This window comes from Serratia sp. OS31 (assembly GCF_014164835.1).
Classification (GTDB): Bacteria; Pseudomonadota; Gammaproteobacteria; order Enterobacterales; family Enterobacteriaceae; genus Serratia; species Serratia liquefaciens_A.
Genome location: NZ_JACJFQ010000058.1, coordinates 1 through 13,919, shown reverse-complemented (window position 1 = coordinate 13,919; position 13,919 = coordinate 1). Strand labels below are relative to the sequence as shown.

10 protein-coding genes are annotated in these 13,919 nt (G+C 54.9%); 6 read left to right on the top strand and 4 right to left on the bottom strand.

The window, feature by feature from the left end; genetic code table 11:
• The first annotated feature begins 330 nt into the window (after positions 1-330).
• The 5 genes from efeU (at position 331) to phoH (ending at position 7,455) form a co-directional block, all read left to right on the top strand.
• Complete coding sequence (gene efeU, locus H5P17_RS25570; protein WP_044552026.1) at positions 331-1,176, top strand: iron uptake transporter permease EfeU; 846 nt, start codon at positions 331-333, stop codon at positions 1,174-1,176.
• An 18-nt stretch (positions 1,177-1,194) separates the two neighbouring features.
• The gene (efeO, locus tag H5P17_RS25565; protein ID WP_182825816.1) at positions 1,195-2,331 is read left to right on the top strand and encodes an iron uptake system protein EfeO; all 1,137 of its coding nucleotides are present in this window, start codon (positions 1,195-1,197) and stop codon (positions 2,329-2,331) included.
• 11 nt (positions 2,332-2,342) lie between these two features.
• Entirely contained in the window at positions 2,343-3,641 is a 1,299-nt protein-coding gene (gene efeB, locus H5P17_RS25560; RefSeq protein WP_182825815.1) for an iron uptake transporter deferrochelatase/peroxidase subunit, read from the top strand.
• A gap of 201 nt (positions 3,642-3,842) precedes the next feature.
• Positions 3,843-5,987, top strand: a complete 2,145-nt coding sequence (gene pqqU, locus H5P17_RS25555; protein WP_044552023.1) for a TonB-dependent receptor PqqU — start codon at positions 3,843-3,845, stop codon at positions 5,985-5,987.
• Between the two features lie 682 nt (positions 5,988-6,669).
• Entirely contained in the window at positions 6,670-7,455 is a 786-nt protein-coding gene (gene phoH, locus H5P17_RS25550; protein ID WP_020827477.1) for a phosphate starvation-inducible protein PhoH, read from the top strand.
• A gap of 70 nt (positions 7,456-7,525) precedes the next feature.
• Here phoH and H5P17_RS25545 read toward each other — a convergent pair whose 3' ends face one another.
• The 3 genes from H5P17_RS25545 to H5P17_RS25535 are packed head-to-tail and all read right to left on the bottom strand — an operon-like array spanning position 7,526 to position 11,289.
• Positions 7,526-8,395, bottom strand: a complete 870-nt coding sequence (locus H5P17_RS25545; RefSeq protein WP_182825814.1) for a DmsC/YnfH family molybdoenzyme membrane anchor subunit — start codon at positions 8,393-8,395, stop codon at positions 7,526-7,528.
• Positions 8,396-8,398: 3 nt separating this feature from the next.
• Entirely contained in the window at positions 8,399-8,953 is a 555-nt protein-coding gene (locus H5P17_RS25540) for a 4Fe-4S dicluster domain-containing protein (protein ID WP_182825813.1), read from the bottom strand.
• Between the two features lie 2 nt (positions 8,954-8,955).
• Positions 8,956-11,289, bottom strand: a complete 2,334-nt coding sequence (locus tag H5P17_RS25535; protein WP_182825812.1) for a molybdopterin-dependent oxidoreductase — start codon at positions 11,287-11,289, stop codon at positions 8,956-8,958.
• A 468-nt stretch (positions 11,290-11,757) separates the two neighbouring features.
• Between H5P17_RS25535 and lpxO the strand changes: the two genes are divergently transcribed.
• Positions 11,758-12,660, top strand: coding sequence for a lipid A hydroxylase LpxO (gene lpxO, locus H5P17_RS25530; protein ID WP_020827473.1), 903 nt, complete (start codon positions 11,758-11,760; stop codon positions 12,658-12,660).
• 35 nt (positions 12,661-12,695) lie between these two features.
• On the opposite strand, the gene chaA is transcribed toward lpxO, so the two are convergent.
• Positions 12,696-13,796, bottom strand: coding sequence for a sodium-potassium/proton antiporter ChaA (gene chaA / locus H5P17_RS25525; protein WP_020827472.1), 1,101 nt, complete (start codon positions 13,794-13,796; stop codon positions 12,696-12,698).
• Positions 13,797-13,919 lie beyond the last annotated feature (123 nt).

The following is a 13,919-nucleotide window of genomic DNA, read 5'->3' as shown; positions in this document are numbered from 1 at the left end:
GGTGCTACCAGGTCGAAGGGAGCGCAGGTATCCCCGGGAACTGAAATCATTGAAACGAAAATATCCTATAAAAAACAATGCCGGTCACCTTAAGTGACCGGCATTACGCTTAAGGCGCCTTTTTTATTGTCAGCTTCCCAGTTTTTTCGTCATCTTGCGGAAACAACTGGCGACATTTGATTAGAAAAAATCACCCTTGGGGCTCTTGTATTTCTGCCAGCCAGAATGATAATCACTATCGTTGAGTTTTACTTTTCTTTACATTGGCGCTGCCGTCATTTCTGACGTGCGGGCGCTTCGCAGCAGCTGCCTTTTTAGGGGTTATTACTTATGTTTGTTCCCTTCCTTATCATGTTCCGTGAGGGGCTGGAGGCGGCGTTGATCGTCAGCCTGATTGCCAGCTACCTGAAACGCACGCAGCGGGGTCAATGGTTAGGCGTGGTATGGATAGGGGTGATTGTTGCCGCCGCCCTGTGCCTGGCGCTTGGAATCTTCATCAATGAAACCACCGGCGAATTCCCGCAAAAGCAGCAAGAGCTGTTCGAGGGCATTGTCGCGGTGGTAGCGGTGTTGATCCTGACCTATATGGTGTTCTGGATGCGTAAGGTCTCCAAATCGGTCAAGGTGCATCTGGAAGGCGCCATCGACAATGCGCTCAATTCCGGCAAAGGTCAGGGCTGGGCGCTGGTGGCGATGGTGTTTTTTGCCGTGGCCCGCGAAGGGCTGGAGTCGGTATTTTTCCTGCTGGCGGCTTTCCAGCAAGACGTGGGGATTGAAGCCCCGATAGGTGCGGTGCTTGGCCTGGTGGCCGCCATTGTACTGGGCATGATGATTTACTGGGGCGGCGTGAAGCTGCACCTGGCCAAATTCTTCAAATGGACCAGCCTGTTTATCCTGTTCGTTGCCGCTGGCTTGGCCGCCGGGGCGATCCGCGCCTTCCACGAAGCCGGGTTGTGGAACCACTTCCAGGACATCGCGTTTGATCTCAGCAACCATCTGTCGACACACTCCCTGTTTGGTACCCTGCTCGAAGGCATCTTCGGCTACCAGGAAACGCCAACGGTAAGCGAAGTGGCGGTCTACTTCTTGTATTTGATCCCAGCACTGATTTTCTTTTTCCTGCCGCAGCGTGCGGAACCGGTAGCGGTTTCGGCGCAACGTAAAATCAATCATTAATTTAATAGGGAATCTTGTATGTCTACTCCGTTATTCCGCCGCAAGGCTTTGCACGCAGCATTACTGGCACTCCCGGCGTTCGCGCTGAGCATTGATGCCCTGGCGGCGGACGTGCCGCAGGTAAAGATCACCGTTAACGACAAACAGTGCGAGCCGATGCAACTGACGGTGCCGGCCGGTAAAACCCAGTTTGTGGTGCACAACACCAGCCAGAAAAACGTGGAGTGGGAAATCCTGAAAGGGGTGATGGTGGTGGAAGAGCGTGAAAACATCGCGCCGGGCTTCACCCAGAAGATGACCGCCAATCTGGAAGCGGGCGAATACGACATGACCTGTGGGCTGCTCAGCAATCCGAAAGGCAAACTGACCGTGAGCGCGGCGGCCGGTGCTGCCAGCGACGGCAAACCGAACGCCATGGATTTGGTTGGGCCGATTGCCGAATACAAAGTCTACGTGACCAAAGAGGTCGAAGGGCTGGTTAAACAGACCAAGCTGTTCACCGATGCCGTGAAGGCCGGCAACGTGGCAGAAGCGCGTAAACTCTATGCGCCGACGCGTCAGCATTACGAGCGAATTGAGCCGATCGCCGAGCTGTTCTCCGATTTGGACGGCAGTATCGACGCCCGCGAAGACGACTACGAGAAAAAAGCGGAAGATCCGAAGTTCACCGGTTTCCACCGCCTGGAGAAAGCGCTGTTTGCCGACAACACCACCAAAGACATGAGCAAATACGCCGATCAGCTGTACAAGGACACCCTTGAGCTGCAAAAACGCGTGACCGACCTGACCTTCCCGCCAAGTAAGGTGGTGGGCGGCGCAGCCGGCCTGATCGAAGAAGTGGCGGCGAGCAAAATCAGCGGTGAAGAAGACCGCTACAGCCGCACCGACCTGTGGGACTTCCAAGCCAACGTAGACGGCGCGCAAAAAATCGTTAACCTGCTGCGCCCGCTGTTGGTCAAGGCCAACAAGCCGTTGCTGGACAAGATCGACGCCAACTTTAAAACCGTTGATACCATTTTGGCGAAATACAAAACCCAGGATGGCTATGAGTCTTACGAGAAGCTGACCGATGCCGATCGCAACGCCATGAAAGGGCCAATCACCACCCTGGCGGAAGATTTGTCACAGCTGCGTGGCGTTCTGGGTCTGGACTGAGGCAAAGCATCATGAGTAACAAGATCGGCCCGGAAAACGGGCCGCATCCACAAACGCAGAGCGCGGCGTCACCGTCGCGCCGTCGTTTATTGCAGGGATTGGGGCTGGGCGTACTGGCGTTGGGCGGCAGTCGTCTGACCCAGGCGGCAGATAAAACCGCAGAACCGCTGGCGGTGGCTAAGGATGAACGCTGGCAGAAGCAGCCGTTCTACGGCGCGCACCAGGCCGGGATCCTCACGCCGCAGCAAGCGGCGATGATGCTGGTTGCCTTTGACGTGCTGGCCAGCAACAAGCAGGATTTGGAACGGCTGTTTCGGCTGCTGACCAATCGCATTGCGTTTTTGACCACCGGCGGCAAAGCCCCGGAAGTGGATCCCAAGCTGCCACCGCTTGATTCGGGCATCATGGGGCCGGAGATCTATCCGGATAACCTGACCATCACCGTATCGGTCGGCACTTCGCTGTTTGACGAGCGTTTCGGCCTGCAGCCGCACAAGCCGTTGCGGCTGCAAAAGATGACGCGTTTTCCCAACGACTCGCTGGATGCCAGCCTGTGCCACGGCGATTTGGTGTTGCAGATTTGCGCCAATACCAATGAAACCGTGATCCACGCACTGCGTGACATCATCAAGCATTCGCCGGATCTGCTCAGCGTGCGCTGGAAGCGGGAAGGGTTTATCTCCGCCCACGCCGCACGCAGCAAAGGTAAAGAGACGCCAATCAACCTGCTGGGCTTTAAAGACGGCACCGCCAACCCGAAAACCGACGATAAACCGTTGATGGATCAGGTGGTGTGGGTGGCTGATAACGCCGGGGAACCGGCATGGGCGGTGGGCGGCAGCTATCAGGCCGCGCGTATTATCCGTTTCCACGTGGAGTTCTGGGATCGCACTCCGTTGCAGGAGCAGCAAACCATCTTCGGCCGCGAAAAGCACAGCGGTGCGCCGCTCGGCATGAAGCATGAACACGACGAGCCGGACTATGAGAAGGATCCCGAAGGGAAGATGATCCCGATGGATGCGCATATCCGCCTGGCAAACCCGCGCACGCCGCAAACTCAGAGTAATTTGTTGCTGCGCCGGGGTTACAGCTATTCGATCGGCGTGTCCAACTCCGGCCAGTTGGAAATGGGGCTGCTGTTCGTGTGCTACCAGGCCGATTTGGAGAAAGGCTTCCTGACGGTGCAAAAACGTCTGAACGGCGAGGCGCTGGAAGAGTACGTCAAACCTATCGGCGGCGGTTACTTCTTTGCGCTGCCAGGGGTCAAAGACAGCAACGACTATCTGGCCAGCGGCTTGCTGAAAGCCTGAGCCTCACTTCACCAGGCGGGTTTTCCCCGCCTTATTTTTGAACCAACAGCCGTTAATTAAAATCAACCCTGAGCTTGCGAAATCGAGAGCTCCGTCTTTAATTAGGCTAACTATTTTCATTTTTTGTTAAAAGCATTAACATATTGGCCATAACGTTCCAAATGGTTCATATTCTCCGATCCCTTTAACGGCATTCTCCTGATGAAAAGCACTCATAAAAACCGGTTGGCGGTTTCAGCTCTGGTTATCCCTGCCTTACTGCCTGTCTGCGCCCTGGCGCAGGACAAGGATAGCGAACAGACCATGGTGGTCACGGCCAAACGCAGCGGCCTATCCGAACTGTCCACCCCGGCTGCCGTCAGCGTGGTGAATGGCGATCAAATCCGTGAGGCCAGGCCGCAGATCAACCTGTCGGAAAGTTTGGGCAGCGTGCCCGGCCTGCAAATTCAGAACCGCCAGAACTATGCGCAGGATCTGCAACTTTCGGTGCGGGGCTTTGGCGCACGCTCAATGTATGGGGTGCGCGGTGTGCGTATTTATGTCGACGGTATCCCGGCCACCATGCCGGATGGTCAGGGCCAGACGTCGAACATTGACCTTAACTCGGTGGAAAAGGTGGAGGTGCTGCGCGGGCCGTTTTCTGCCCTCTACGGCAATGCGTCCGGCGGCATGGTGAATGTGGAAACCGAAACCGGCCAGCAACCTGCGCGCCTTGAAGCCAGTTCGTACTTTGGCAGTTACGGCACCTGGCGTTATGGCGTCAAGGCGACCGGGGCGACCGGCGACGGTACCCACGCCGGCGACGTTAACTACACCATTTCCGGCACCCGGTTTACGACTCAGGGCTTTCGCGATCACAGCGGTGCGCAGAAAAACCTTGGCAATGCCAAGCTGGGCGTTCGTATCGACGACGTCAGCACCCTGACGTTGTTGTTTAACAGCGTCGATATCCACGCCAATGATCCGGGTGGCCTGACGAACGCGGAATGGCACGATAATCCGCGCCAGGCACCGCGTGCCGACCAGTACAACACCCGTAAAAGCACTTCGCAGACCCAGGCCGGGTTGCACTATGAGCGCCAGATGGGGGCCGATGACGACCTGAGCATCATGATGTACGCCGGTGAGCGCGAAACCACCCAGTACCAGTCAATCCCGGTCGCGGTGCAGCAGCGTAGCGCCCAGCATCCTGGCGGGGTGATTGATCTGACGCGCCATTATCAGGGGATTGATACTCGCTGGACGCACCGCGGCGAGCTGGGCGTTCCCTATACCCTGACCGGCGGGTTGGACTATGAAACCATGACCGAGCAGCGTAAAGGCTATGAAAACTTTACCCAGGTTAACGGCGTAACCGAGTTGGGCACCCAGGGGGCGCTGCGCCGCAATGAGCGCAACCTGATGTGGAACCTGGATCCCTATCTGCAAAGTTCGTGGCAGTTGACGCAAAAACTGACGCTGGATGCCGGCATGCGCTACAGCACCGTCAATTTCGACTCCAACGACCACTACGTGACCGGCAGCAACGGCGATGACAGCGGTAACGCTAGCTACCATAAATGGTTGCCGGCCGGATCCTTGAACTACGCGGTAATGAGCGGCTGGAACCTGTATCTGTCCGCCGGACGCGGGTTTGAAACACCGACCATTAACGAGCTGTCGTACCGCTCCGGCGATCAGGCCGGGCTTAACTTTGGTTTACAGCCTTCGACCAGCGACACGGTGGAGTTGGGCAGTAAAACGCGCATTGGTAACGGTCTGTTGACCGCCGCAGTATTCCAGACCGACACCCGCAACGAAATTGTGGTGGATGAAAGCAGCAACGGTCGCACCAGCTACAAAAACGCCGGGCAGACCCGCCGACGCGGGCTGGAATTGGCGCTGGATCAGCAATTCGCCTACGATTGGCGAGTGCAGTTGGCCTGGACGCTGTTAGACGCGCGTTACCGCGAAGATGTGTGCGGCGACAGCCAGTGTTCAGAAGCCAATAAGGTGCCAAGCGGCAACCGCATGCCAGGCATAGCGCGCAATATGGGCTATGCGTCGTTGGCCTGGTCTCCGCCGGAAGGGTGGTATGCCGGTGCGGAGGTGCGTTACATGAGCGATATCGAAGTTAATGATGCCAACACTGAACAGGCTCCGGCCTATACCACCGTGGGTTTAAACACCGGCTATCGTTATCCAATGGGAAACTGGATGCTGAATGTTTTCGGCCGGGTGGATAACCTGTTTGACCGCCAATACGTGGGGTCGGTGATCGTCAATGAAGGCAATGGCCGTTACTACGAACCGGCTCCGGGAAGAAACTGGGGCGGTGGGGTGAGCGTTTCTTATACCTTCGAGTAACCGCCAGGGAAGTTACCGGCGTAATCAATGAACGGCAGGGCGGGAGCTTTCCCGCCTTTTTTATTTATAAATTGACAGAGAAGTGCCGGTTTTGTTTGTTTAAAATTTAATCAGGAAACCGAAATGTCATTCAAGGGTTTTAATCGTAACCATATGATATTTAATTGAATAAAAATTATATTGAATGACGGAATCGGCGTGATATAGTGTTCTTGTGGCGTCTAAAAACAAAAAAGATTAAATTTTTTTACATTTTAGCAACGCGCGCGGTTTGAATGTCATTATACTGTAATCATCTGGCGGTAGTTTTCACACGGTGCACAGCTCGAAGCTGTAAATAACACTGCGGGGATCGCTAATGGTAAAGTCCTTGGTTGGGCTAGAAAGAAAAAATAACAGTTCTTCCCTGATGACTCGTTGTAACGAGGGCACTCTCTCCGACTCTCTTTTTCTGACCAGACCGCACTCCCGTTATCACAAATTTTTGTCACTTTTTACCCCAGGTCTAATTACCCCATCGCGTTATCCCGTGAAAAATCGGCGTGCCCAAAAGCCCGTTGGATATTCACTTTTTCTATTGGCTATCGTCGGCTCAAAAGGGAGCCAAACCCGCATCTGTATGTGAAACATAATCGCACGGCCAGGCCGTTGCGGTAGGTGAAACAAACTGTAAGGTGCCACTATGAGACAAAAAGCAGTGATCAAAGCACGTCGTGAAGCGAAACGCGTTATTCGTCGTGACGCTCGTAGTCATCGCCAGCTGGAAGAAGAGTCCGTAACCTCGCTGGTACAAATGGGTGGTGTTGAGTCTATCGGCATGGCACGTGACAAGCGCGATAGCTCCCCCATTCTGGCTCGAACCGAAGCTCAGGGTCATTACTTAATAGCCATAGACAAGAAGCAGTTGATATTTGCCACCGGTGAAGCCGGCTGCGGCAAAACATTTATCAGCGCTGCGAAAGCGGCAGAAGCTCTAATACATAAAGAAGTGGATCGGATTATCGTTACTCGTCCGGTTCTGCAGGCGGATGAAGACCTCGGTTTCTTGCCTGGGGATATCTCTGAGAAATTCGCCCCTTATTTCCGTCCGGTGTATGACATTCTGGTGCGCCGTTTAGGATCGTCCTTTATGCAATACTGCCTGCGCCCGGAAATCGGCAAGGTGGAGATCGCGCCTTTCGCCTATATGCGCGGGCGTACTTTCGAAAATGCGGTGGTTATTCTGGATGAAGCCCAGAACGTTACCGCCAGCCAAATGAAGATGTTCCTGACCCGTCTGGGTGAGAACGTCACGGTTATCGTCAATGGTGACATCACCCAATGCGACCTGCCGCGCGGCGTGAAGTCCGGCCTCAGCGATGCGATGGAGCGCTTCGAAGAGGATGAAATGATCGGCATCATCCGCTTTGATAAACAAGACTGCGTCCGCTCCGCCCTGTGCCAGCGTACGTTGAACGCCTACAGTTAACACCTGCCTGTTCACAAAAGGCCGCCTCGGCGGCCTTTTTGTTGCCTTGAATATCAGCGCTGCCCGAACATCAAAACCAAGGGTACTGGCTCATGACGCCGGCGTAAAACAGCATCCGGCCACCAATACAGGCCGAGAGCAGGGTCAGCATCAGTGCACTCGCGATGCCAGCGTTCAATATCGGCCGTTGGTACAGATAGGCCGCCAATCCGCTGCCGGTAATCAGTGCGCCAAAAATAAGCCACCCCATCAAACCCAAGCCAAAAACGGTGACGGCGCTGGCCAGCATTTTTCCTTGCTGGGTGAACCCGGTGCTGTAGCCCAGGATTACGACCAGCATCAGCATCACGCCGCAGAAAATGCCTGCCGGCAACACGACGGGGAGCCACCGTTCGTGCTCGTTTTGAGCCGTATTGAACACGCTGAGCCGCAGCCCAAGTGTGGTAAACCCCAGCAGCAGGGCCGTGGCGATAAAACTGAGGTGGGTGAGCGGCGTGTGCCATAGAGGGTGGTTCGCCATCTGGTAATAAACCTGTGCGGAAACCAGGATCGCAGCCACACCAGCGCCCGATGCCAGCAGGCTGACCTGGCGAATCAGCCTGGGGTTTGAGTTAAAGCGAAACACCATGGCGGTCCAGCAAACGACCACCGCGTTCAGCAAGGAGAAGGCGATAACTTCCCGGCTGAGCCAGGAATGGCCGACTCCCAGAATGGCTCGATAGGCGCCGGTGGGGGAACCCAAATGCAGCAGCGACAACACGGAGCCGAGGATATTGATTGCCACAATCCCTAACGCCAGCTGCCGCAGGACATTAAAGCGCTTTTCGTCGCTCAGCCAGCTTGGCTGCGCCAGAATCAATGCCGTGATGGCTACGATCGTGCCGACCGCCCACTGACAAAACACGGTAAAAAAGACCAAGGGAAGTTCATATTCAGACATGGGTTATTCCTTATCACCGGCGGGAATAATGACGACATTGGGCTGACTGATTCGATGGTCCGGCAGCGAGTAGCGGGTCTCGATACGCGCCAGGTCAGCGGAGTGGCGAGCGCGCAGTTCGTCTATATCGCCAAACTGCAGCACGCCGGCCGGGCAGGATGCGACGCAGCGGGGCAGCAGCCCTTCATCCAGGCGTTCAGCGCAAAGGTTGCACTTACTGGTTTTTCCTTCGACGGGATCAAACACCGGCGCATTATAAGGGCAAGCCATAATGCACATTCGGCAACCAATGCATTTGTCATGATCTTGCACGACAATGCCGTCAGGCCGCTTGCTGTAGGTATCCGCCGGGCATACCTTCATGCACTGCGGATCGTCGCAGTGGTTGCACGACATCGAAATAAACGCCATCGCGTTCGGGTCGTCAAAGTGAAATTCTCTGACCCGCCGCCACAGCACGCCGGCCGGGGTGTCATTTTCAGATTTGCAGGCCATTGAGCAGGTTTTGCAGCCATAACAGCCGCGCATATCGACTAAAAATTCATATTGTCTGACCATGATTATACCTCCGCCCGGACGTCGACCAGGGTGCTGTTACAGCAATGACCGTTGCCCAAAACTTCCGCATGGTCGTTGGTGACGTGGCTGCTGCTGCCTCCTTGCTGTTCCCACCAGCCATTATCCAGGCACACCACGCCGCGTTTGATTTGACGCGTCACCACGGCCAATGCCCGGTGTTCACCACGGTGATTGAAAGCAATCGCCCATTCGCCGTTCCTGATATGGCGGCTGGCTGCATCATCCGGGTGGATCATGATGTTAGGCTGATTGCGCTGCACCTCGAGGATCCATTCATTCATACCGTGGCTGGAGTGGATGCTGCGGGCCAGCTTGCGTTGAACGGCCATTAAGGGGTATTGGCTCGCCAGTTCCGGGGAGCCTTTCGGCGACTCTTTCACCTGCATATAGGTCACAATCGGTGGGAAATCTTTCTTCTGCCACTCTTCGATAAAGAAGTGGGCCTTTTGGGTCGGCGTGCGGAAAATACCGTTTTCGAACGGGATCCAGGGCGTGGGTGCCGGTTTAATCGGCCCTTTACGCAGCTGTTCGATAGTGAGGCCGGTTCCGGCCAGACAGTTTTCTATATAGTGCTCGATCGGCTGGTTAAACACCTCGCCGAAGCCGAAACGCTCCGCCAGTCGGGCAAAAATCCAGTAATCCGGTTTGGCCTCTGCCACCGGTTCTACCGCTTTTTCCATCAGTTGAACATAGTGGCTGCGAACGCCGGCCATCAGGCTGAGATCTTCAAAGATGGTGGTGACCGGCAACACCAGATCGGCATACAGCGTGGTGGAACTCATCAGGTTATCGGCCACGACGACAAACGGCACCTTCTTCAGGGCCTTCTTTACCATATTGGTGTTGGGCAACTGGGTCAGCGCGCCCATGGTCATGATCCACCAAAAGTTAATCGGGTGAGGGCGATCGTTGACAATCCACTCGCCGGTTTTGGCGACCGGTATCGGTGGAATTTTTTGTACGTTGGGCGCCGGGGGCAGCGGCGGACTGAACTTCATCATTTGTTTGGCGCCGCCCGCGTCGCAGACTCCGCCACCGGCTTTGCCCATATTGCCGGTCAGCAGCGCCAGATAAAACTGGCTGGCCGCCACGTAGGTGCCGAATTCTGTACGCTGAGCGCCGGACATGTTCTGCACGATCATCGAAGGTGTATTGCTGGCATATTCCCGCGCCAAACGGAGCAGGGTGGCCGCCGGGATGTCGGTTTCCGCCGCCACTTTCTCGACGCTCCAGGGAGCCGACTCCTGGCGGATCAGTTCAAATACCGTGGTATAAGCGGCATTGGCAGGCAATTCTGCCTGGGTCAGCGCCGGGACGATGGCGGGTGTGTCATGGCGCACCAGACGGCGGCTTAGGGTGTCGTACACCAGATAGCTTTCTTTGTCCTGCGCATCTTCTCGCAGCTGTTTTTGCTGGCGGTTCACCAGATAAACCGCCCCGGTGTGTTGCCGCAGGAAGTCGGTATCGTAGCGCTGTTCATCGATGATGATTTTGATCATCCCCAACGCCAGGGCGGTGTCGGTGCCGGGAACGATAGGGATCCACTCATCGGCTTTGGCGGCGGTTTCGTTAAAACGGGGATCGATCACCACCAGGCGCCCGCCTCTTTCCTGCGCCTTAATATATTCTTTGAAATAGGCCTGCATGGTCACGGCCGGATTATTGCCCCAGCACAGAATGTAGTGGCTGTCGGCAATGGTGTCTCGCATGTCCGCATAGCGCAGGCCAAGCATCGGGATCATGGCGGCGGTCACCGCAGAACAGCATAAGGAACCGGATCGTTTTGTCGCCCCGCCGAGGTAATCAAAGAAGGCTTTCCCCATGTCGTTTTTAATGGAATCCATATTCCCGGCATGGCTTGAAATTAACAGGCCTTTATTACCGTGACTGGCGAGGGTATTACGAATATTAAGCTCAACCAGATCGAGCGCTTCATCCCAGGATATGGGTTTGAATTTCCCTTCACCTTTTTCCCCCACCCGAAGCAAAGGCGTTTTAACCCGCTGTTGGTGATAAACCCATTTGGTCCGGCTGATGCCACGCAGGCAGCATTTGACGTTAAAATCTTTGCTGGCCTCTATTTTTTTAATTTCCCCCTGATAGACATAAGCCGTTAAATTACAATGCAAACACTCCATCGCACAGGTTGAACGAAACGTCTGGTAGTCACTGAGTTTGAGGCGCACTCGGGGGAGAGGTTTGCCCTTATCCATTGCCATAGAAAATACGCAGGGCGATATGCTGGCCAGCCCAATCACGCCAAGTCCTTTTAACAGGGTTCGGCGATTCATTCTGATGTCAGATATATTTTTCATGATATATTCCATACGTATTATTTGTTTTTATTATTGTTTAATGACTTGCCTTGGGGTTAATCAGGCTCCCTGAGTTAATCATGGTTGAATTGCCGCACACTGATCAAAATCAAGTTAGTTATTTATTATTCTGGAGCGAATCACGGATGTCGTTAATCGCCCATGCCTGAAATGCCCGCTTATTTTTTTAATCACAGACTTTCGTATCTAACCCGGAAGATGAGCACAGTCACCGGCTCTGGGCGCGAGTCAAGAGACTGACGGATAGCCAACGCTTGCCACGGATAAAGCCGGCTTGTTTAGCCTTTGTGTAAACTATTGTGGTTTTTTGTATAGATTTTTGTTGGTTTAGCGTTAATGCTTAGGGGTGTTCCAGACGGGCGCAGCGGCTTATTCGCCTAAAGGAAATATCTGGGGTGCACGCCGGATGGGCGTGCAAGGTATTGGGATCTTCAATGCGGTTCAATCATGAAATACATTATTTTACTCCTATTTATTTTATGTGTTGTGTACGTCCATTACCGTGGGCGGGTGCGTTACACCTTCTGGCGGCAGCTCTCCGATCATTCCACATTTACCGCTCCGCTGAACGTTTTCATGTATCTGTTTTCACGCGTGCCGACCACGCCCTACCTGCAGCCGGAACAATTCCCGGAATTGCAGGCGCTGCGGGATAACTGGCAAAGCATCCGCGATGAAGGCCGGCAGTTAATGGCGATCCAGCAGATTAAAGCCTCGGACCAATATAATGACGCCGGTTTCAATTCGTTCTTTAAAACCGGCTGGAAGCGTTTCTATTTGAAATGGTATGAAGACAACCACCCGTCGGCGATGAGCCTGTGTCCGCAGACTACCGCACTGTTGCGCAGTCTACCTTCGGTGAAGGCGGCGATGTTTGCCGAACTGCCGGATGGCAGCCGTCTGCCACGCCACCGCGATCCCTACGCTGGTTCACTGCGTTACCATTTGGGGCTGATCACACCGAACGACGACCGTTGCTTTATCGAAGTGGATGGCGAACGTTACAGCTGGCGCGATGGTGAGGCAGTGATGTTCGACGAAACCTACCTGCATTACGCCGAAAACCAGAGTGGGCAGAACCGGTTGATTCTGTTTTGCGATATTGAGCGACCGATGCGTTTTCGTTGGGCACAGGGCATTAACCACTGGCTGGGGCGCAACCTGATGAGCGCGGCCACCGCACCCAATGAAGAGGGCGATCGCACCGGTGGCGTCAACAAGTTGTTCAAGTATATCTATGCGGTACGCAAGGTGGGGAAACGGCTGAAGGCGTGGAACCGAACCGGGTACTACATCATTAAATGGATTTTGTTTGGCGGTATAGCGGCGGGTATTTTTTTCGCGATTTAAAGAGGGAGGGCGCTGTGAAAGCGCCCTCCGGCTAATCAGGCAAAAATAGTCATCATGTAGGCAGCAAACAGCGCCAGGTGCGCGGTGCCGTTCAGCACGTTGGTTCTGCCGGTCGAGAATGACAACTGGCACAGCAGCAACACGGTCAGCATCACGACGATATGCGGCGTCTGCAGGCCGAAGATCAGCGTTTGACCGGTCAGGGTGGCGATGATGGTTACCGCCGGCACCGTCAGGGAAATGGTAGCCAGTACCGAGCCGAAGAACAGGTTCATCGCACGCTGAACCTGATTGTTCAACACCGCACGCAATGCCCCTAGGCCTTCTGGCGACAGGATCAACAGCGCGACCAGGAAGCCGGTAAACTGCGCAGGGGCATTCACCTTGGTCAACAAACCTTCCAACGGGTTGGCGTTGAACTTGGTCACGGCTATTACCGCAATCAAATGCACCACCAGCCAGCCGGCATGCCAGGCACTGCTGTGCGAAGAAGGTTTGCCGTGGTGCGGGTCACCGTCGTCATCTTCGTGCTCGTAGACAAACAGGCTTTGGTGGGTTTTGGTCTGGATCACCAGGAACACGCCGTACATGGCGGCGGAAATCACCGCGACCAGCAGCGCCTGCCCGGTGCTGAAGTTGCCGCCCGGCAGCGCACTTGGGAACACCAGTACGATCACCGCCAGCGGGAAAATCGCCATCAGATACTGTTTGATACCGCCCAGATTGACGTATTGGGTGGCGAATTTGCGGCCGCCCAGCAATAAAGCGAAGCCCACCAGACCGGCGCTGACAATCATAATGATGGAGTAAAGCGTATCGCGCATCAGTGCCGGTGCGGCGTCGCCGGTGGCCATCAGCGCAGAAATCAGGCTCACTTCCAGGATCACTACCGACAGGCTGAGGATCAGCGAGCCATAGGGTTCACCCAGACGGTGAGCCAGCACGTCGGCGTGGCGCACAACGCTGAACGCACTGCTGAGAATACCGACCAGGGCAATGATGTTAATGCCGACGATCAGCGGAAAATTGCTGGTACTGCCCCACAGGTTCAACACCACCAGGGCGGCGATGGGGAAAAGCAGTGAGTACTCAGTGTGGCGGGATTTGGATCGGCCAGGATCGTTTTGCGACTTCATTTCGATGGTACTCCTTCTCAAACAGCGTGGTCCCGTCATCGCTGACTGCCGTTAAGGGCAATTATGCGCATCCAGAATGTATTTATATTTAATAATAATAGGATACACCGGCTGGCGTGTGCC